Raw genomic sequence first — 21,071 nt, forward strand, 5'->3', positions numbered from 1 at the left:
TCGAAAGGTGAACAGTGCAGGGGTCTTGCTTGCACTTGGCTGCGGCATACCAGCGGTAACCTGCAACGACAGCGACGGTACCCACGCTCGACGGAGTTCGCGAACCCACCCCCTTTGCCGAGCGCTTTCGGCCGGTGAGCTAAGCCAATGCAGTCTCGATCTCATCGCGCAGCGTTCGAGCGGCGTCTTGGAGGGCGCCGACCGTCGGCCCGGCAGCAAGCACTCCGCGGGACGAACTGGGCAGCAGCAGCTGTAGGCAATCCCCGAAGATATGCCGCAAATCGCCGACCTCGGCGCCCTGAGCACCGAGACCCGGTGCGAGAATCGGTCCATCGAAGCCCTCGAGGTCCAGACCGTGATCTCGGGTGGCACCGACGACGAGGCCCACCGTGCCGAGACCGTCACGACCGACAGTTCGTGATCCGTCGACGATCGCTTGCGCAACCGATCGTTCGTTGCTTTCGGCCAACTGCACCGAAGAGCCTTCGGGATTCGATGTCCGAGCGAGAACGAAGACGCCTCTCCCGTGAGCCGAAGCCACCTCGAACGTCTCGGTCAAGGAGTCGAATCCCAGATACGGCGATACCGTTACCGCATCCGAAGACAAAGGGCTCCCCTCCCCCAACCATGTCTGCGCATACGCGCGCATGGTGGTACCGATATCCCCACGCTTCGCGTCGGCGATCACCATCGTGCCGGCGTCCCGCAACACCGTGATCGTGCGTTCCAACACCGCAAAGCCTGCGCTGCCGTAGGCCTCGAAGAATGCGACTTGGGGCTTCACGACGGCGATCTCACCGACGAAGGCCTCGACGCATATCTCCGCGAATGTCTCCAGCCCGTCGGCGTTCCTGGGCAGACCCCACGCGTCGAGCAGTGCCGGATGCGGGTCGATGCCGACACAGAGTCGACCCCGCGAGGCGGTCGCGGTGCGGAGTCGATCCAACCACCCGCCGACGGTCATGCCTGACCGCGTCCGGCCATCGCGGCGTGCAGATCCTGAAGCGAGCGAACTCCGATGCCGCCTGCGATGGAGGCTTCGATGCCTTGCACTGCTGCCGATGCACCCTGGACCGTCGTGATGCACGGGATGTTCTGCGCCACGGCCGCACTCCGGATTTCGTACCCGTCGACGCGCGGACCCGAATTGCCGTAGGGCGTGTTGATCACCATCGCGATGTCGCCGGCGAGTATGCGAGCGACGATCGTCGTTTTTCCTTCCGGGACTTCCTCGCCGGACTGCTTGTACACCTGCTCGCAGGTGATCCCGTTGCGCCGCAGGACCTCTGCGGTTCCCTCGGTGGCCAGAATCGTGAACCCCAGGTCGGCAAGACGTTTGACGGGAAAGATCAAGGAACGCTTGTCCTTGTTGGCGACCGATACGAAAACAGCGCCCGATAGTGGAAGCGATCCGTACGCCGCTGTCTGACTCTTGGCGAACGCAGTGCCGAAATCAGCGTCGATTCCCATCACCTCGCCGGTGGACTTCATCTCCGGACTCAGCAGAGTGTCGACGCCGGTGCCGTCGGCGCGGCGGAATCGGTTGAACGGCAACACCGCTTCCTTGACGGCGATAGGTGCATCGAGCGGTGTGGTCCCGCCGTCACCAACCGCAGGAAGCATGCCGCTGGCGCGTAGATCGGCGATCGACTCGCCCATCATGACCCGCGCACATGCTTTCGCGAGTTGCACTGCCGTCGCCTTCGAGACGAACGGCACGGTGCGGCTGGCACGCGGGTTCGCTTCGAGGACATACAGAATGTCGTCCTTGAGTGCGTACTGAACGTTGAGAAGGCCCTTGACGCCGATCCCCTTCGCGAGGAGTTCGGTCGAGCGACGAACGTTCTCGATATCGGCTCGTCCGAGCGTGATCGGTGGAAGCGCACAGGCCGAGTCGCCGGAGTGGATACCGGCTTCCTCTATGTGTTCCATTACCCCACCGAGGTACACCTCGGTGCCGTCGCACAGTGCGTCGACGTCGATTTCGACGGCATCTTCGAGGAAACGGTCGACGAGAACAGGTCTGTCGTGCGAGATCTCGGTTGCTCGCTCGATGTACCCGGCCAGTGACGGCTCGTCGTAGACGATTTCCATCCCGCGCCCACCGAGAACGTACGAGGGACGTACGAGCACGGGATATCCGATGCGAGCGGCAATATCGCGCGCGCCGTCGAAGGTCGTTGCAGTACCGAATTTCGGTGCGGGCAAACCGGCTTCGTTCAGGACGCGGCCGAATTCACCGCGGTCTTCCGCGAGGTCGATTGCTTCCGGGCTGGTGCCGACGATCGGAACGCCCGCTGCTTTCAGCCGTTTCGCCAGGCCTAGTGGCGTCTGGCCACCGAGCTGAACGATGACGCCCGCTACCGTGCCCGACTGTGCCTCGGCTCGGTAGACCTCGAGTACGTCCTCGAACGTGAGCGGTTCGAAGTACAGACGGTCGGCCGTGTCGTAGTCGGTGGAGACGGTTTCGGGGTTGCAGTTGATCATGACCGTCTCGTACCCGGCTTCGGACAGTGTCTGCGCCGCGTGGACACACGAGTAGTCGAATTCGATTCCCTGGCCGATGCGGTTGGGTCCCGATCCGAGGATGAGGACCTTGTCGCGTTCGCGTTGCTCGGTGACCTCGGACTCGGCTTCGGGATCGAGTTCGTAGGTGCCGTAGTGGTAGGGCGTCTTCGCTTCGAATTCAGCGGCGCAGGTATCGACCGTCTTGTAGACCGGGTGGACGCCCAGTTCGCCTCGCAGAGCCCTGACGCCGTCTTCGTCGCCGAGCTCGGGTCGAAGCGCGGCGATCTGCCGATCCGAGAGTCCGTGGTACTTCGCCTGACGCAGAAGGGCTTCGTCGAACTCTGCAGCATCGCGGATGTCGTTGCCGAGTTCGTGGATCAGCTGGAATTGATCGAGGAACCACGGATCGATCTTGGTGGACTCGAACAATTGCTCGACCGTTGCGCCGAGAGCAAAGGCCTTCTCGATGCCGTACATACGGCCGTCCTGCGGAACGGCCAGGTCAGCGAGCAGCCCCTCCAGATCCTCGGCAGGATCGCCTTCGGCATTGCTCGGCCAGGTCACTTCGGGGCCGGTCCAGTAACCCGCACGCTTGGTTTCGAGCGAGCGCATGACCTTGCCGAACGCCTCGGTGAAGTTGCGTCCGATCGACATCGCCTCACCGACGGACTTCATCGTGGTGGTGAGGGTCCCGTCCGCGCCCGGGAACTTCTCGAATGCGAATCTCGGCGCCTTGACCACGACGTAGTCGAGAGTGGGCTCGAAGCACGCAGGCGTTTCCCTGGTGATGTCGTTGACGATCTCGTCGAGCGTGTAACCGATGGCAAGTTTGGCGGCCATCTTGGCGATCGGATACCCCGTCGCCTTCGATGCCAGTGCCGAAGACCGCGACACCCGCGGATTCATTTCGATGACCACGAGCCGACCATCGGCAGGGTCCATCGCGAACTGAATGTTGCAGCCGCCGGTATCGACGCCCACCTCACGCAGAATGTCGATGGAGAGGTCACGCATGGCCTGGTATTCGCGGTCGGTGAGTGTCATCGCCGGGGCAACGGTCACCGAGTCACCGGTGTGTACACCGACCGGATCGACGTTCTCGATGGAGCAGACAATCACGACGTTGTCGCGACTGTCCCGCATGAGTTCGAGTTCGTACTCTTTCCAGCCGAGGATCGACTCCTCGATGAGGACGTTCGCGGTCGGCGAGGCAGACAGCCCGCCGCCGGCGATACGCGTCAGATCGGTATCGTTGTATGCCATTCCGGAGCCGAGCCCACCCATGGTGAACGACGGACGAACGACGACGGGAAAACCGAGTTCTTCGACGGCAACTCGCGCCTCGTCCATCGTGTAGCAGACAGCCGACTTCGCGGACTCGCCGCCGACTTTGGCGACGATGTCCTTGAACTTCTGTCGATCTTCGCCGCGCTGGATGGCGTCGAAATCGGCGCCGATCAGCTCGACACCGTACTTGGTCAGAATTCCCTGCTCGTGCAACGCGACGGCCGCGTTGAGGGCGGTCTGACCGCCGAGAGTCGCGAGAACAGCTTCGATCGGGTGGCCTTGTTCTGCTTCCCGGGCGAAAATCTTTTCGATGAACTCGGCGGTGATCGGCTCGACGTAGGTCGCGTCGGCGAATTCCGGGTCGGTCATGATCGTCGCCGGGTTGGAGTTGACCAGGCTGACACGCAGGCCCTCTTCGCGCAGTACGCGACAAGCCTGGGTTCCCGAATAGTCGAACTCGCAGGCCTGACCGATCACGATCGGGCCCGATCCAATGACCAGTACATGGCTCAGGTCTGTGCGGCGTGGCATTACTTCTTCTCCTGAAGGACGCTGGTGAAACGATCGAAGAGGTATGCGGCGTCGTGTGGACCGGCCGCGGCCTCGGGGTGGTACTGGACGGAGAACGCCCGCCCGCTCAACAGTTCGACGCCTTCGACGGTGCCGTCGTTGGCACACGTGTGACTGACACGCGCTCGGCCGAAGTCGGTGTCGAATTCTTCGCCGGCCTCGCCTTCGAGCGCGAAACCGTGGTTCTGCGCAGTGATGGCGATCCGGCCGGTGGTGTGTTCGACCACCGGGATGTTCATTCCGCGATGACCGAACTTCATCTTGTAGGTAGAGCGCCCGAGGGCGCGTCCGAAGATCTGGTTGCCGAAGCAGATGCCGAAGAGTGGCAGATCCCGCTCGAGAACGCTACGGGTGAGGGCAACACTGGAGTCCGCAGTCGCCGGGTCCCCGGGTCCGTTCGAGAGAAAGACGCCGTCCGGATTCAATTCCAGAATCTGCTCGATGCTCGCCGTCGAGGGCACCACGTGCACTCGGACACCGCGCTCGGCAAACATGCGAGGAGTGTTCGTCTTGATCCCGAGATCGACTGCGACGACGGTGAATCGAGCCTCGCCTGCAGGCTCGATCGTGTAGCTCGAAGCCGTGGTCACTTCGCCGGCGAGGTCGGCTCCCAGCATCGACGGCTGACCGAGTACCTGCTCGAGCATCTCGTCTGCGCTTCCGAGTGCATCTCCGGAGAACACGCCTGCACGCATGGATCCGCGGGTGCGGAGGTGACGCACCAGCGCGCGGGTATCGATGCCGGCTATGCCGACCACGTTCTGTTTCTCGAGCTCGTCCTGCAGCGTTCCGGTCGAACGCCAGCTCGACGGACGCCGCGCCGGATCGCGAACGACATATCCTGCCACCCAGATCTTGTTGGGGTCGCTTGCGCTGGAGGCTTCACCGTCCTCCTGGTTCCAGCCCGTGTTGCCGATTTGGGGAGCGGTGGCCACCACGATCTGGCGGTGGTAACTGGGATCGGTGAGAGTTTCCTGATAACCGGTCATTCCGGTGCAGAACACTGCTTCACCGAGAGTTCGACCTTCGGCCCCGAAAGTTGTGCCGCGAAACGTCCGGCCGTCCTCCAGAACAAGAACTGCGCTGCTCACGCGGGTGTCTCCTTCGAATCATCTGTACCGGCACTCGAGCCGGAATCAGTATTTGTATCTGTGTCGACCCACGCCGGGTAGACGAACTTGTCGTCGGCGCGAAATCCGGTATCGATCTCGGTGCCCGTGGGCAATTCCCAACGGATCACCAGAAGCCCGTCCTTGCTCATGACCTTGCCGGCGAGCCCACGCTCGGTTCGAATCGCGCGAATGGACTCCTCAGGAATCCAGATAGTGGATTCGCCGGTCCTCTCCAACAAAATCCCGTGCTGGTGCCGTGAGATTTCGGCGGTGGCGCGATGGCCGATGTCACCGACCGCGATTCGGTCCTGCCAGCTCGGCGCGATGGTGCTGCCGACATACAGGCCCGTCGACGGCTCGAGCACCGTGCTGCCGATATCCGACGGCACCTCCGGAAAAGTGCCGATTCGATCTGCCTGTCGTTTCTGCCGTCCGCGCCAGCCCCAGAAGATCAACGCGATCATCAGGACCCAGAACACTACGAACGCGACGACGATGAGAACTCTGTCCATGTCCCTTACGCTCCTGTCGGCGTTCGGATCACACCGTCGCGTGCGGTGATTCGCCCGCGTAGCAGCGTGGTGGTCACTTTTGCCGAGAACGTCATCGATTCGAACGGTGTGTTGTCAGCGACACTGGCCAAGTTCTTTCCCGTGACGGTCCAGCTTGCGTTCGGATCGACGACGGTGAGATTTGCGATCTCACCGACCTCGATAGGCCGGCCCTGATCCGGCAATCCCACGATCTCCGCCGGCCGCTCGCTCATGACTCGGGCAACTCCGCGCCAGTCGAGTAGTCCCGGCTCGACCATCGTTTGCACGACAATCGACAGTGCGGTCTCCAACCCGAGCATCCCAGGCTTTGCCTGCGCGAACTCGCAGCACTTGTCCTGCTCGGCGTGGGGCGCGTGGTCGGTCGCGACGCAGTCGATCGTGCCGTCGGCCAGACCGCGCCGTAGGGCCTCGACATCGGATGTCTCACGCAAAGGCGGATTCACCCGGTTGATCGCGTCGTACGTTTCGAGCCGTGAGTCGTCGAGAAGCAAGTGATGCGGCGTCACCTCGGCGGTGATGGAAATGCCCTGGCCGCGTGCCCACGCGAGTAGGGCGACGGTTCCGGCAGTAGATGCGTGACAAATGTGCACCCTCGCACCGGCGTCTCTCGCGAGAATCGCGTCGCGGGCGACGATCGACTCTTCCGCTGCTCGCGGCCAGCCTGCCAGTCCCAATCGCGCGGCCGTCGGGCCTTCGTGTGCGATGGACCCGACCGTCAGCCGCGGCTCCTCCGCGTGTTGTGCAATCAGCACTCCGAGCGAACTCGAATACTCGAGCGCGCGCCGCATGATCAAAGGATCGTCGACGCAATGCCCGTCGTCGGAGAACATGCGTACCTTGCCTACGCCCGCGGCCATGATCGCCATCTCGGCGAGCTGCTTTCCTTCGAGTCCGACGGTGACGGCACCTACCGGATGCACGTCCACGAGGCCGACCTCCTGACCGCGACGCCATACGTAATCGGTCACCACCACCGAGTCGGCGACCGGGGACGTGTTCGCCATCGCGAAGACAGCGGTGTATCCGCCGAGCGCGGCAGCAGCCGAACCGGTTTCGATGGTCTCGGTGTCTTCTCGGCCGGGTTCACGCAGGTGCGTATGCAGGTCTACGAAACCGGGCAGCACGATCTGTCCGCGCGAATCGACGACTTCGGCGTCACCGGCATCGAGGTCTGTCCCGATCGCCACGATCTGACCGTCGTCGATCAATATGTCTGTTTCCGGGCCCTCGCCGTAGACGAGCACACCGGTGAGTACAACGCTCATTCCGCTCCTCCGTCCGAGCCGACGAGCAACCGAAACAGCACAGCCATGCGCACGTGAACTCCATTCGTAACCTGTTGCAGCACAGCAGTTCTCGGAGAATCAGCCACCGAGGACGCGATCTCCATGCCGCGAAGCATCGGCCCTGGATGCAATACGACCGCGTGCTCGGGCAGCAGATCCATACGCTTCTGCGACAACCCGTACGTGATCGAGTATTCGCGAGCCGAGGGAAAGAACCCGCCGTTCATTCGTTCAGCCTGCACTCGAAGCATCAGTACGGCGTCGAGCCCGGGCAATTCGGCATCGATATTGTGCGACACCCGAACCGGCCAGCTAGACGCTCCGACCGGCATGAGCGTCGGAGGTGCGATCAGTACCACTTCGGCTCCGAGCATCGACAGCAGGAGCGCGTTGGACCGTGCGACTCGGCTGTGCAGAATGTCACCGACGATGGCGACTCGTTTGCCTGCGATGGTCCCGAGACGCTGCCTCAGTGTCAACGCGTCGAGAAGCGCCTGGGTGGGATGCTCATGCGTTCCGTCTCCCGCGTTGATCACCGCCGGGCCAGTGCCTTCACCCTGTCCGGCCGTCCAGGACGCGATCTGGTGTGCGGCGCCCGATGCCGGGTGCCGCACAATCAGTGCGTCGGCTCCTGCGGCTCGCAGCGTCATCGCCGTATCGCGAAGTGATTCACCTTTGGAAACCGATGAGCTACTTGCACTGACGTTGATGACATCGGCGCTCATCCACTTTCCAGCGACCTCGAAAGAGACGCGGGTCCTGGTCGAATTCTCGAAGAACACCGTCATGATGGTGCGGCCACGGAGGGTCGGAAGCTTCTTGACCTCACGGCCGAGCAACGCCTGCTCGAAACGATCGGCCTCGTCCAACAGCTGTGTTGCAGACTCGACGGTCAGGTCGGCCACGGAGAGAAGATGCTTCATCAGGCCGAGCCCCCGTCGGACAAACTGACCCCATCTCGACCATCACGTTCGGTGAACAGAACTTTCACGTCCTCCGATCGCGCCGTCGGGACGTTCTTGCCTACGTAGTCGGCGCGTAGCGGCAACTCGCGGTGTCCGCGGTCGATCAGGACTGCAAGTTGGACAGCACGCGGGCGTCCGAGGTCGCGAAGAGCATCCAACGCCGATCGGACCGTGCGACCGGAGAACAGGACGTCGTCGACGAGGACCACCAGGGCACCGTCGACTCCGCCAGTGGGAACGGAGGTGCGTTCGAGTGGCCGGTGCGGCTTGTTTCGGAGATCGTCGCGATACAGGGTGATGTCGAGCGAACCCAGCGGCGGACGTACACCCGAGAACGCCTCGATACGTTCAGCGAGCCGATCCGCGAGGATGGTGCCCCGGGTCGGGATCCCGAGCAACACGACCCGCGGAGCATCGGCGGAATCGAGCGCTGTCTTCTCGATGATCTGATGTGCAATTCGCGCGATGGTCCGGCCGACATCGGCAGCGGACAACAGTTCTCGCGCGGACTCCGACTCTTCGGGCGGAGGTAACGGGCTTTCGGGCGCAGGCAAACTACGACCTCCTTCTCCGCCTCTCTGGACGGATCGTTAAAGGATGTCTGACAATTGGACAGCCTAGCAATGCATCGTGCCCTCGAGCACTGCCGGGGCGCTCTGGCGTGACGAACATTACTCGTCGGAAGCGTGCTCTCGGTTTTCGACCGATGAGGTGTCTTCGTCAGTGCCATCCGGCTGAGAACTGGGTGTTGCAGCGCGCGAAGACACCGCCGCTGCTGCCGCGCGAACCTGCGGCGCGACGAGGACGATTTGGCCGAGCACACCGTTGACGAACGACGGTGAATCATCGGTGGACAACTGCTTGGCGAGTTCGACCGCTTCGTCCACAGCAACGACCGGGGGAACGTCGGTAGCGTGGAACAACTCCCACACCGCAACGCGCAGAATCGCCCGATCGACTGCGGGCAGCCGCTTGAGTGTCCAGTCGTTGAGATGATCGGAGATCACACCATCGAGCCGATCCAAGTTCTCGGCCACACCGACCACCAAGGTCTCGGTGTACTCACTCACGGGGGCGATCGAATCGTCGGCGCGAGCAAGCTCGATGCGTTCTTTGGCGAGGTTCACCGGATCGGTATCCCGTGCCTCTGCCTCGAACAGGAAATCTACAGCGCGCTTGCGGGCCTTGTGGCGCGCACCGAGCTTCTTCACAGGCTCGGTGCGCGCGGCTGCCTTCTTGGACGACACGTTAGGAATTCACACGCCCAAGGTAGTTTCCGTCGCGCGAATCGACCTTCAGCTTGTCACCGGTGTTGATGAACAGCGGGACCGAGATCTCGGCGCCGGTCTCCAAAGTGGCAGGCTTCGTGCCTCCGGTCGAGCGGTCGCCCTGCAGGCCCGGATCGGTGTGCTTGACCTCGAGTTCGACCGTCACAGGTAGCTCCACGTAAAGCGGTGCCCCCTCGTGCATCGCGATCTGAACCCTGAGGTTCTCGAGCAGGAAACGAGCGCCGTCGCCGACCGTTGCCTCCGGGATGGCGAGCTGGTCGAAGGTGTCGCCGTCCATGAAGACGTAATCGGTGCCGTCGTGGTACAGGTACGTCATGTCACGGCGATCGACCGTGGCCGTCTCGACCTTGACACCGGCATTGAACGTCTTGTCGACGACTTTGCCGGACAGGACGTTCTTGAGTTTGGTGCGCACGAACGCGGGTCCCTTACCCGGCTTCACATGCTGAAATTCTGTGATCGTCCACAACTGGTTATCGATGCTGAGGACGAGACCATTCTTGAAATCGCTGGTGGAAGCCACTGGCTTTTATGTCTCCTCGTGTTCGCGTGTTCTTATCTCGCAGTGACCGTGATGTCACACGAGAGTGAGTTGCTTGCTGGTCATGGTGAGAAGCTCAGGACCGCCGGGGCGGACGATGAGTGTGTCTTCGATCCGAACGCCTCCGCGCCCTGAGAAGTACACACCCGGTTCTACAGTCACAGCAGCACCGCACTGCAGTGTACCGGTGCTGGTGCGTGCGATTCCCGGCGCTTCGTGGATCTCCAGTCCGACGCCGTGGCCGAGGCCGTGCAGAAACAGTTCGCCATACCCGGCTTCTTCGATAACCGACCGCGCCGCAGCGTCCACCGATGCAGTGCTCACACCAGGGACGAGCGCATTCCTTCCCGCCGTCTGAGCACGCAAAACCAGCTCGTACACATCTCGCTGCCAATCCGCAGGGTTTCCGATGACCACCGTTCGGGTCATATCCGAGTGATATCCACCGACGAGCGCGCCGAAATCGAACTTCACGAAGTCGCCCGATTCCAGGATCGCTGCAGTGGGTCGGTGATGCGGTACCGCGGAATGCGCACCCGCCGCCACGATCGTCTCGAAGGAAATCCCGTCCGCGCCGTGTTCGACCATCAGCGACTCCAGTTCACGTGCCACGGCAAGTTCGGTACGGCCAGGCCGAATCGAGCCACGCTCGACGAGCACGGCAAAAGCGTCGTCGGCCGCGCGGCAGGCCTCGCGTAGCAAGCCGATTTCATACTCGTCCTTCACCATTCGGAGCTCTTCGACGAGACCGGGACTGCACACCAGATCGAGCGAGGCATTCACTTCACTCCATCCGCGATGCTGATCGACGGTCACGACATGGCTCTCGAATCCGACTGCGCCGCCGGTCGGCGCATATTCGCTTGCCAGCAAATGTGATGCAGACGACCGGTCGATCACTGCACGAAGATCGGGGACTTGCTCGGCGACTTGACTGAGATACCGGCCGTCCGTGCAGATGACGGTTCTGATTTCATCCGACGACGAATCGCCGGTTCCGATGATCAACGCTGCGTTCGATCCGGTGAACCCGGTGAGATACCGAATGTTCAGCAGGTCCGTGACCAGCAGAGAGTCGAGTTCCTTCGCGATGAGGGAGTGTCGAAGAGCCGAGCGACGGGCAGCGAAATCTGCAGGCATTCTTACAACGTACCGCCGTCGCGAGTTCGATCCCTTGGCGACGCGAAGGCGCAGTTTGTGTGGGGCCCGACACAGTGCCGACCCGAAACGGATACGCTGTCCCCCATGACAGGGTGGGTGGTACGCGGAATCGGAATGGGACTGATCAACGTCGGAGTGCGAATTCTGCTGGGTTTGGCAGTTGCACAGTGGCCGTTGCATGGTTCGCAGCTTCGATGGTTGGGCTTGGCTGCGGTATTGCTCGCAGTCATCGTGTGGGCTGGGATCGACGGTATTCGTGACCGTCGCGCAAACCCGGACCCGGATTACGGCGCCGACCTGACGATGCTGTGGCTCAAGGCAGCGGTTGTCGGCGGTCTGCTCGCCGGACTGCTCGCATGGCTGATCGGCCTGATAGTGGACTTCAGTCTCGGCCAGAACTCACTGTTCTTCGAGATGACCTCGGGTGCAGCGTTCACCATTCTTCTGATCTTCATCCCGGCGACCATCTCGGTGTTCCTGGGCCGGCTGCTCGTCGGACGCGAGGCGAAGAAGAAGCTCGCCGCATCCGATGCCGAACACGAACAGGGACGCCACGATCGTCATCTGGTCGGCGCGGAGACTACCGCCTCGCACCAGGGGTCGGCGGCAGACCAGAGTTCGGTAGCTGACCAGAATCGATGGGCCGGCGACAATGCGGACACCGAGGTATTCCAGGCTGTGCAGCCCGAAGCCGAGGACCCGAAGGGTACGTCACACGGCGAGCATCGTTCCGAACACTGACTCTCGAAGACAAAAAATCCCCCCTGCATCTTCGGCCTTGGGCCCAACATGCAGGGGGGATTTTCGTTCGGATCGTGCCTCGGTCAGAGCAGAATTCCCGAGCTACCCGGCCCCGGGGCATCCTTGGCTACTACCGAATATGCAGCGACGAGGAGTGCCGGATCAGGCCCTTCGAGCCTCCCCGGTTTCGCCAGTCCGTCGAGCACGACGAATCTGAGCATCCCGGCGCGATTCTTCTTGTCGGTTTGCATTCCCTTGAGCAGATCGCCGAATGCGTCGCCGTCGTATCCGACGGGAAGACCGACCGACTGGAGAATGCTGCGGTGGCGGTCGGCAGTGGCGTCGTCGAGGCGGCCCGCAAGCCGTCCCAACTCGGCCGCGAACACCAGACCGACCGACACGGCTGCACCATGACGCCAGCGGTACCGCTCGCGTCGCTCGATGGCATGGGCGAGGGTGTGGCCGTAATTGAGTATCTCCCGAAGATCGGACTCACGTAGATCAGCGGCAACGACTCGGGCCTTGACTTCGACCGACCGGCGAATGAGCTCGGGTAGCACCGATCCAGTCGGGTCCATTGCTGCTTCGGGATCGGCTTCGATCAAGTCGAGAATGACCGGGTCCTCGATGAAACCGGTCTTGATGACCTCGGCGAGGCCGGAGACGATCTCGTACTTCGGGACTGTCTCCAACGTCGCGAGATCGATCAACACTGCCGAAGGCTCGTGGAACGAACCCACGAGGTTCTTTCCCGCCTCGGTGTTGATGCCGGTCTTGCCACCGACTGCCGCATCGACCATCGCCAACAGCGTCGTCGGCACGTGGACCACCTTGACGCCACGCATCCACGTCGCAGCAACGAAGCCTGCGAGGTCGGTAGCGGCTCCCCCGCCGATGCTTACCACGGCATCACTTCGGGTCAGTCCGATTCTGCCGAGAACTTCCCAGCAGAAACCGGCAACCGCGAGTTCTTTGCCGTCCTCGGCGTCCGGGATCTCGATGCGATGTGCATCGATTCCCTGCGCCGCCAACACTTCTCGGACGGCCTCGGCCGTCTCGGCAAGCGGTGGCTGATGGAAGATCGCGACAGTCTTCGTACCGACGAGTTGATCGACCAGGTCGGTCAACAATCCTCTGCCGATGATCACCGGATACGGCGCTGCAGTCTTGACCATTACGCGTACGGGGTCGGTCATCCGTTCACCTTCATCCACTCGACGACTCGTTGTGCACTGTTGATGGCGTAGTGCCTTCCTGGGCATGATGCTGCTTCAGCTTCGCCACGACCTGGCCGACCACTCGGGCCGGACTTCGCCCGTCCGTGCGGACGCGAATGGTCGCGACAGATCGATAGAGCGGACGCCGTGTGCGCATCAAAGCCTGATATGTGGCGCGTGCACCCGGACCGGCCAACAGCGGGCGGGATGTGTTGGCCCCGGTACGACGCAACCCCTCCGCGACACTGATTTCGAGGTAGACCACTGTTTGCGACGCCAGCGATGCACGTGTGCGATCGGAGAGAATCGATCCGCCTCCGAGCGAGACGATGCCCGCGTGGGTGGCAAGCGCGTCGGCAACGACCTGCTCCTCGATCACTCGAAAAGCCTTCTCACCGTCCTGCGCGAAGATCTCTGGAATTGTACGACCGGTGCGGCGCTCGATGGCGGCGTCCGTGTCGAGCAGCTCCAAATCGAGCGCCTGCGACACGCGCCTACCTATGGTGGACTTCCCCGCGCCGGGAGGTCCCACCAGCACCGCATAGGGAGTCATCGTGGTGGTCGGGCGGCGTTGCCCTTCAGGTAATGCGCGACATTGCTCGTCGTCTCCGCCAACGAATCGCCACCGAACTTCTCGAGCACTGCCTGCGCCACGACGAGGGCCACCATCGTCTCGGCTACGACGCCCGCAGCGGGCACCGCACACACATCGGACCGTTGATGGATCGCGACGGCTTCTTCGCCGGTCGTCATATCCACCGTTGCGAGCGCGCGGGGAACAGTCGAGATCGGCTTCATCGCTGCCCGGACACGAAGAGGCTCTCCGTTGGTCATGCCACCCTCGAGACCACCTGCGCGGTTGGTCGATCGCAGGATCCCGTCGGGTCCCGGTGTGATCTCGTCGTGCGCGGCGCTGCCTCGACGACGGGCCGTCTCGAAGCCGTCACCGACCTCGACGCCCTTGATCGCCTGAATCCCCATGAGCGCTGCAGCAAGTCGTGCATCGAGCTTGCGATCTCCGCTGACGAACGAGCCAAGACCGACCGGAAGCCCATGTACGACGACCTCGACGACACCACCAAGCGTGTCACCGTCGCGCTTCGCAGCCTCGATCTCGGCGATCATCGACTCGCCCGAAGCGGCATCGAAGGCTCGCACGGGGCTCGCATCGATCGCATCGAGATCGTCACCGGACGGTGGTGGACCGACGTAGGGCTCCGACGCACCGATGGAAATGACGTGGGACACGACGTCAACGCCGAGTGCCTGTTTCAAGAAGCTGCGTGCAACGGTGCCGATCGCGACCCGCGCGGCAGTTTCACGGGCACTCGCCCGCTCGAGAACCGGCCTGGCGTCGTCGAATCCGTATTTCAACATTCCCGAGTAATCGGCATGCCCGGGACGGGGCCTGGTCAACGGAGCGTTCCGCGCCAACGCGTCGAGAACCGACGGGTCCACCGGGTCCGCGGACATGACCTGTTCCCACTTGGGCCATTCGGTGTTGCCCACTTCGATCGCGATCGGGCCGCCGATAGTCCGACCATGACGCACACCACCGGTGATCGTCACCTTGTCGGCCTCGAACTTCATCCTGGCGCCGCGTCCGTAGCCCAGTCGGCGGCGAGCCAACTGGTCGGCAATGTCGTCCGAGGTCACTTCGACACCCGCGACCATTCCTTCGAGGATGGACACGAGGGCAGGGCCGTGAGATTCTCCGGCAGTTATCCAGCGCAGCACGGCCCCATCTTTTCACGTCGGTGGAGCCGCGAGTGCCAGCAGGGTCGACACGCACATGGATGGGCCATGGGGAACGGTGCAGTCTCCGCGGCCGAGCGCCGTCATCATCACCCCCACCAGCCCGGTCAGCAGCGGCGGGAGTATCGCAACCAACGCCCACGCGTCGAGACCCGCCATCGCCGCAACACCGCCGAGTGTCCACGCCAGTTTCACATCACCAGCACCGAACGCCGTGGGCAAACACACATGAACGAGGAGATAGCTGCCGAACAGGGCCGCCGCACCGACGAGCATGGGCGCGATGTCGCCGGACAATGCTCCGAGCAACAGGACAACGATCGCGCCTGCGCCTGTCAGCGGATTCGGTAATCGCCTGCACCCGACGTCGATGCACGCCAGAACCGAACACCACCAACCCAACAGCCCGAGCGCGATACCGCAACCGAGCAGCGATCCCGCCGACCACACCATACTCAGCACCAACGGAAGTCCGACGGCCTTCCAGGACGGTGCCAACCCGCTCACCGTTCGTTCGGTGACGAGTCCTGTGCCCCATCCGATCGAACCGAATACGAGTGCCCATCCCAGAGATGCCGTGGTCATGCGGCAAGTGTGGAACTACTCCCGACCCACGTCGCGTCGGATTCCCAGGTGGAGAAATGCCCTGTGTAGCGACGAGCCACCTGTGGATGAAACTGTCAGTGGGTGCCGATAGCTGCGATCATCGCCGCGCGCGGAGCGGAGAGACCCGTGAATTGCTCAACCTGCCCGAAAGCCTGATTGAGCAACATCGACAGGCCCGAGACGATGATGCCGCCGGCCGATTCCACCGCGGTCGCCAACGGCGTCGGCCATGGATCGTAAATTGCGTCGAGAACGATCGGCGCATGTGCAAGGGCCGCCGAGACCGGTGCAGCGCCCTCTGCTGGCACGGTACTGACGACGACGGCCGACGCGGCGGCCGCGTCGGACAGCGATCGGTCGGACATAGCAAGGAACGTCGTCCTCAAGCCCGCCGCTTCGCCGCATGCGAGAGTCTCGCGGGCTCGATCTGCCGATCGTGCGACAACTGTTGCCGATTGCGCCCCCATTTCGGCCAGAGCAACGAGCGCCGGCCTCGATGTTCCGCCGGCTCCGACGACCATGACTGGCCGACCGGCAAGATCAGCGACACCGACCTCACGCAGCGCCCCCTTCACCCCATCGACATCTGTGCAGTCGGCTCGCCATCCGGTCTTGGTGCGCAGCAGGGTGTTCGCCGAGCCAGCGAGAATCGCACGATCGGTTCTCGTCTCGGCGAACTCCAGCGCCGCAACCTTGTTCGGCATCGTCACCGACAGGCCGACCCAGTCCGGACCCAGACAGCCAACGAGCCCCGGTAATTGATCGGCAGAACACTCGATGCGTTCGTAGGTCCAATCGCTCAGACCCAAGGCAAGGTATGCAGCGAGATGCAACTGGGGCGATTTCGAATGTATGACCGGACTACCCAGAACGGCGGCACGCATGGGTTCTACCGTCCGCTGTCGAGGAATCCGTCCTCGACCTTTCCGATATTCGCGAGATGCTCGTCGTAGTCGCGCGTGAACAACGTCTCACCTACCTGGTTGATGGTCACGAAGTACAGCCAATCGCCATCTGCGGGTGCCTCGACCGCTTCCACTGCACCGATACTCGGCGCCGCGATCGGGGTCGCCGGCAGACCCTCCATGGCATAGGTGTTCCACGGCGTCACCGTCGCTCGGTCCTCGTCGGTCGTGGCGACCTCGGTTGTATCGAGGGAGTAATTCACCGTCGAGTCGAACTCGAGCTTCTGCGGTGCGGCCAACCGATTGATGATGACGCGCGCCACCTTGCTGAAATCCGGCGGAAGCGATTCACGCTCGACGAGTGACGCTGCCACCAACGTCTGATACGGGCTCAGACCCGAGTTGGCGCCTGCGGTCAGGATCCCAGTGTTCTCGTAGGTCGCCGCGCTTTCCTCCACGAGCTGTCGGAGAATGTCACCCGGTGCTGCGGTCGGATCGAAGTCCCACGTGCCGGCAGCAATGAGGCCTTCCAACTGGCGGTCTCGATCGGGAACAATGCTCACCTCGGCTCGCGCCCATTCGGGAACACCCAACGCCGTCGGCTCCGCGAGAGCACCTGCGGTGTTGAAGTCGGCGTAGGAAATACACGTCGGTGTGCCTGCACCTGTCGTATCAATGCAACTTGCTTCCGACAAGAGCGTGTAGATGCCCTTCTTGACAGCATTGGTATTGACGTCGCGTGAGTCGTGAAGTTGACGGCCCTCGGAAATCACGACGTTGCCGACCCGAGCGGATGGATCGACGAGTGCTGTCACTGCGTCCTCGGCGGGTACGTGACTCTCGAGAAGGTAGTAGCCGGGCTGCACCGACGACATTGCCGGATTGACAACTGCGGCTTCCATGAAGGCACCCGAACTCGCCACGATGCCCTTGTCGGTCGCCTCGACACCGATCTGATCTGCAGTATCACCCGGCTGCACCCGTAACACCGCCGACGGCCCCGAACTACCTGCCGTGAAATCGTCGGGGGCCACCGGGCCACCGGCAAACCGGTCGTACACGAAGAAACCTCCCACTGCGATCACGATCACGAGGATCATCCCCAGCGCCAGCCCGACCTTGCGGCCGCGTCGCTTGCGCTTTCGGGCCGACCGGTCGTGCCGAACCTCCGCTCGTGAACGTCCCACTTCCTGCGGACCGCCACGAGTCAGAGCGTGATGAAATTCGCTGCCCTCGTCGACCTGATACCCGATCGGATCCGTCAGCGCTTCGTCGTCGTACTCGTACTTCCCCCGGTCCGTGGACCTTTGGTTGTTCACTCGACCTCCGGCGTTGGATCGGTCTCTGCCGATGTCAGTCGCGCGGACCGCTCATCCAGCCACCCCTGCAGGATTGCGACCGCAGCAGCTTGATCGATGACCGAGCGCTGTGATTTCCCCCGCACACCACTGTCTCGAAGTGCACGCGTCGCAGTTACCGTAGTCAATCGCTCGTCCGACATCCGAATCGGCACGCCGGGCAGTCGCCGCGACAATATTCGCGCAAACCCCTCAGCTGCCTTGACCGCGGATCCACTTTCCCCTCGCAGAGTGCGTGGTAGTCCGATGATCACCTCGACCGCCTCGTATTCGGTGACGATCTCGACGACACGCGCGACGTCGGGTGCGTCCGATCCTTTGGGCTTGGACCGCACGACAGTCTCCACCGGCGTCGCAAGTACGCACCGTGGGTCGCTGACGGCAACTCCGACACGGACACTTCCGACGTCGATTCCAATTCGACGTCCGAGACCGGGATCGTCCGCGCCTGGACGGTCCGGTAGACCAGGAGGTCGACGAGAAAAATCCGGCACAGTCAGGCGCCGACGAGTTCTGCGATCCGGGCGCGCACAGCGGCCAGTCCATCGGCGATACCGCTTGGATTCGATCCGGATCCCTGTGCAGATTCGGCTTTACCGCCGCCGCGACCACCGATGGCCGGGCCGAAGCTGGCCACCAGTTCTCCTGCTTTCACACCGGCTTCCTGTGCTGTGGCGTTTGCAGTCACCACGAATGGCACCTTCCCATCGACATCGCCGATAAGGACCACGACCGCAGGTTCGGACCCGAGACGCCCGCGAACATCGGCAGCGAGACCGCGGAGATCATTGCCGCCCACGCCATCGGGGGCGCGCGCTATGACTGCTCGAATGGCTCCCAATCGTTCGGCACCTGCAGCGAGGCCACCTGCCGAAGCGAGGACGGAAGCTGCCTTCACTGCCTCGAGTTCCTTCTCTGCCACTCGCAGCTTTTCCACCAATGTTTCGATCCGGCCCGGCACTTCCTCGGTCGGAACCTTGAGCGAGGACGCGATCCCAGCGAGCAGGGCACGTTCTTTCGCCAAGTAGCGATATGAATCCAAGCCGACGAATGCTTCGACTCTACGAACCCCGGAACCCACCGACGACTCACCGAGCAGGGTGACCGGCCCGATCTGCGAAGTATGTTGCACGTGCGTTCCGCCGCACAGTTCCATGCTGAACGGTCCACCGATGTCGACGACGCGAACCTCGTCCCCGTAATTTTCACCGAACAGCGCCATCGCGCCCATGGCCTTTGCGCTGTCGAGGTCGGTAACCAAGGTGTCGACAGCGAGGTCGGCGCCGATCGCGTCGTTCGCGACAGCTTCGATGTCGTGTCGCTGCGCCTCGGACAGTGGGCCCTGCCAGGAGAAGTCGAACCTCAGGTACCCGGGCTTGTTCAGGGATCCGGCCTGGGTGGCATTGGGTCCGAGCACCTGCCGCAGCGCCGCGTGCACCATGTGGGTTCCAGAGTGACCCTGCGTTGCGCCCTTACGCCACGACGGGTCCACGTCGACGCGCACGACGTCGCCTTCGGTGATCTGACCCGATTGGACAGTGACCTTGTGCGTCCACACCTTTTTGGCGATCTTTTGGACGTCTTCCACGTCAGCGCTGAAACCTGGGCCACTGATCGTTCCGATATCGGCGATCTGTCCACCCGATTCCGCATACAACGGGCTGCGATCGAGAATGACCTCGACGGACTCCCCCGCCGTGGCCGTCGGGACGCGAACTCCACCGGAGATCAGGGCAAGCACATTCGCCTCCGAGGACAACTCCTCGAAGCCGGTGAACTCCGTTGCCCCGAGGTCGACGAAGTCCTTGTAGACGGACAGGTCGGCGTGAGCATGCTTACGTGAACGTGCGTCTTCCTTCGCGCGCTGACGCTGTTCGGCCATCAGCGACCGGAAACCATCCTCGTCTACGTTCAAACCCGCCTCCGACGCCATTTCGAGCGTCAGGTCGATCGGGAATCCGTAGGTGTCGTGCAGCGCGAACGCCTCGGCGCCGCCGATTGTCTTCTTTCCTGTCGACTTCACCGACTCAGCAGCTGTGTCGAACAGCTTGGAACCGGAAGTGAGGGTCTTGAGGAAGGCCGACTCCTCACCGACCGAAACATTGAGGATGCGATCGAAGCCGGTGACGAGCTCCGGGTACGACTGAGCCATGGTGTCGCGGACGACGGTGATGAACTCGCCCATTGTCCGGTCCGGCGCACCGAGCAGACGCGCCGAGCGCACAATTCTGCGCAACAGACGACGCAGCACGTATCCGCGCCCGTCGTTGCCCGGGTTGACGCCGTCGGAGATGAGCAGCGCGGCGGTGCGCGCGTGGTCTGCGATGACACGGAACCGGATGTCGTCCTCGTGGTTCTTGCCGTACGCCCGGCCGCTCAGTTCCTCGGCTTTGGCAATGACCGGTCGAACGAGGTCGGTCTCATAGACGTTGTCGACGCCCTGAAGCAGGAAGGCCACGCGCTCGACGCCCATGCCGGTGTCGATATTCTGCTTCGGTAGCGGCCCGAGGATCTCGAAATCGTCCTTGCTGATTCCCTGACCGCGCTCGTTCTGCATGAAGACGAGATTCCAGATCTCGATATAACGATCTTCGTCGGCCTCCGGCCCACCGTCGACACCGTATTCGGGCCCGCGGTCGTAGTAGATCTCCGAGCACGGACCACACGGACCGGGAATTCCCATCGACCAGTAATTGTCTGCCATCCCACGGCGCTGGATCCGCTCGTCGGGTATCCCGGCAAGTTCTTTCCACAGCGCAATGGCCTCGTCGTCATCCAGATACACCGTCACCCAGATGCGCTCCGGATCGAATCCGTATCCGCCGTCGGCCACACTGCCGGTCAGGAGCGTCCAGGCATAGTGGATCGCTTCGCGTTTGAAATAGTCACCGAAGGAGAAGTTGCCGGCCATCTGAAAGAACGTGTTGTGCCGCGTGGTGATGCCGACGTTCTCGATATCGAGTGTGCGGACACACTTCTGAACACTCGTAGCCGTAGCGAACGGAGGTGTCTGCTGACCCAGGAAGTAAGGAACGAACTGCACCATTCCTGCATTGACGAATAACAGGTTGGGATCGTCGAGCACCAACGAGGCACTGGCCACCTCGGTGTGGCCTGCCTTTACGAAGTGGTCGAGGAAACGCCTGCGAATGTCGTGGGTTTGCACCGGTACAGGTTAACGCGCCACCGGTGCACCCCGTGTCATCACCACCATTT

19 protein-coding genes are annotated in these 21,071 nt (G+C 62.7%); 1 reads left to right on the forward strand and 18 read right to left on the reverse strand.

Annotation, left to right across the window (positions count from 1 at the left end; genetic code table 11):
- Positions 1-139 precede the first annotated feature (139 nt).
- The 10 genes from pyrF to E5720_RS00765 form a co-directional block, all read right to left on the reverse strand.
- Complete coding sequence (pyrF, locus tag E5720_RS00720; protein ID WP_136169078.1) at positions 140-964, reverse strand: orotidine-5'-phosphate decarboxylase; 825 nt, start codon at positions 962-964, stop codon at positions 140-142.
- Complete coding sequence (gene carB / locus E5720_RS00725) at positions 961-4,326, reverse strand: carbamoyl-phosphate synthase large subunit (protein ID WP_136169079.1); 3,366 nt, start codon at positions 4,324-4,326, stop codon at positions 961-963. Before carB ends, pyrF begins: the two co-directional genes overlap by 4 nt.
- On the reverse strand, positions 4,326-5,456 hold the full coding sequence (gene carA / locus E5720_RS00730; protein WP_136169080.1) for a glutamine-hydrolyzing carbamoyl-phosphate synthase small subunit: 1,131 nt from the start codon (positions 5,454-5,456) through the stop codon (positions 4,326-4,328). The genes carB and carA overlap by 1 nt, the downstream gene beginning before the upstream one ends.
- A complete protein-coding gene (locus E5720_RS00735) occupies positions 5,453-5,989 on the reverse strand; it encodes a transporter (RefSeq protein ID WP_136169081.1) in 537 nt (178 codons plus the stop codon). Before E5720_RS00735 ends, carA begins: the two co-directional genes overlap by 4 nt.
- A gap of 5 nt (positions 5,990-5,994) precedes the next feature.
- On the reverse strand, positions 5,995-7,296 hold the full coding sequence (locus tag E5720_RS00740; RefSeq protein WP_136169082.1) for a dihydroorotase: 1,302 nt from the start codon (positions 7,294-7,296) through the stop codon (positions 5,995-5,997).
- Positions 7,293-8,240 carry an aspartate carbamoyltransferase catalytic subunit gene (locus E5720_RS00745; protein WP_136169083.1) on the reverse strand — a complete coding sequence of 316 codons (948 nt, stop codon included), beginning with the start codon at positions 8,238-8,240 and terminating at the stop codon, positions 7,293-7,295. Before E5720_RS00745 ends, E5720_RS00740 begins: the two co-directional genes overlap by 4 nt.
- Positions 8,240-8,836, reverse strand: coding sequence for a bifunctional pyr operon transcriptional regulator/uracil phosphoribosyltransferase PyrR (gene pyrR / locus E5720_RS00750; RefSeq protein ID WP_136169084.1), 597 nt, complete (start codon positions 8,834-8,836; stop codon positions 8,240-8,242). The genes E5720_RS00745 and pyrR overlap by 1 nt, the downstream gene beginning before the upstream one ends.
- A gap of 117 nt (positions 8,837-8,953) precedes the next feature.
- The gene (gene nusB / locus E5720_RS00755) at positions 8,954-9,529 is read right to left on the reverse strand and encodes a transcription antitermination factor NusB (RefSeq protein ID WP_136169085.1); all 576 of its coding nucleotides are present in this window, start codon (positions 9,527-9,529) and stop codon (positions 8,954-8,956) included.
- A 1-nt stretch (position 9,530) separates the two neighbouring features.
- Positions 9,531-10,094, reverse strand: a complete 564-nt coding sequence (efp, locus tag E5720_RS00760) for an elongation factor P (RefSeq protein ID WP_084348807.1) — start codon at positions 10,092-10,094, stop codon at positions 9,531-9,533.
- 54 nt (positions 10,095-10,148) lie between these two features.
- A complete protein-coding gene (locus E5720_RS00765) occupies positions 10,149-11,252 on the reverse strand; it encodes an aminopeptidase P family protein (protein WP_136169086.1) in 1,104 nt (367 codons plus the stop codon).
- 105 nt (positions 11,253-11,357) lie between these two features.
- On the opposite strand from E5720_RS00765, the gene E5720_RS00770 reads away from it, so the two are divergent.
- A complete protein-coding gene (locus E5720_RS00770) occupies positions 11,358-12,014 on the forward strand; it encodes a B-4DMT family transporter (RefSeq protein WP_136169087.1) in 657 nt (218 codons plus the stop codon).
- Between the two features lie 83 nt (positions 12,015-12,097).
- Here the strand turns inward: E5720_RS00770 and aroB are convergent, their stop codons facing one another.
- From aroB to alaS, 8 genes are all read right to left on the reverse strand, one after another.
- Positions 12,098-13,210, reverse strand: a complete 1,113-nt coding sequence (aroB, locus tag E5720_RS00775; protein WP_136169088.1) for a 3-dehydroquinate synthase — start codon at positions 13,208-13,210, stop codon at positions 12,098-12,100.
- Positions 13,211-13,220: 10 nt separating this feature from the next.
- Positions 13,221-13,784: a shikimate kinase gene (locus E5720_RS00780; RefSeq protein WP_136169089.1), complete on the reverse strand. Its 564-nt coding sequence runs from the start codon at positions 13,782-13,784 to the stop codon at positions 13,221-13,223.
- On the reverse strand, positions 13,781-14,968 hold the full coding sequence (aroC, locus tag E5720_RS00785; protein ID WP_136169090.1) for a chorismate synthase: 1,188 nt from the start codon (positions 14,966-14,968) through the stop codon (positions 13,781-13,783). Before aroC ends, E5720_RS00780 begins: the two co-directional genes overlap by 4 nt.
- Positions 14,969-14,980: 12 nt before the next feature.
- Positions 14,981-15,439 (reverse strand): A24 family peptidase, encoded by a 459-nt coding sequence (locus E5720_RS00790; RefSeq protein ID WP_136172334.1) that lies wholly within the window; start codon positions 15,437-15,439, stop codon positions 14,981-14,983.
- 227 nt (positions 15,440-15,666) lie between these two features.
- Complete coding sequence (locus E5720_RS00795; RefSeq protein ID WP_136169091.1) at positions 15,667-16,476, reverse strand: shikimate dehydrogenase; 810 nt, start codon at positions 16,474-16,476, stop codon at positions 15,667-15,669.
- A gap of 5 nt (positions 16,477-16,481) precedes the next feature.
- Positions 16,482-17,816, reverse strand: a complete 1,335-nt coding sequence (locus tag E5720_RS00800) for an endolytic transglycosylase MltG (RefSeq protein WP_136169092.1) — start codon at positions 17,814-17,816, stop codon at positions 16,482-16,484.
- The gene (gene ruvX, locus E5720_RS00805; protein ID WP_168708257.1) at positions 17,813-18,349 is read right to left on the reverse strand and encodes a Holliday junction resolvase RuvX; all 537 of its coding nucleotides are present in this window, start codon (positions 18,347-18,349) and stop codon (positions 17,813-17,815) included. The genes E5720_RS00800 and ruvX overlap by 4 nt, the downstream gene beginning before the upstream one ends.
- A gap of 2 nt (positions 18,350-18,351) precedes the next feature.
- Positions 18,352-21,021 (reverse strand): alanine--tRNA ligase, encoded by a 2,670-nt coding sequence (gene alaS, locus E5720_RS00810; RefSeq protein ID WP_136169094.1) that lies wholly within the window; start codon positions 21,019-21,021, stop codon positions 18,352-18,354.
- Positions 21,022-21,071: the final 50 nt, after the last annotated feature.

The sequence above is a fragment of the Rhodococcus sp. PAMC28707 genome, assembly GCF_004795915.1.
Taxonomy (GTDB): domain Bacteria; phylum Actinomycetota; class Actinomycetes; order Mycobacteriales; family Mycobacteriaceae; genus Rhodococcoides.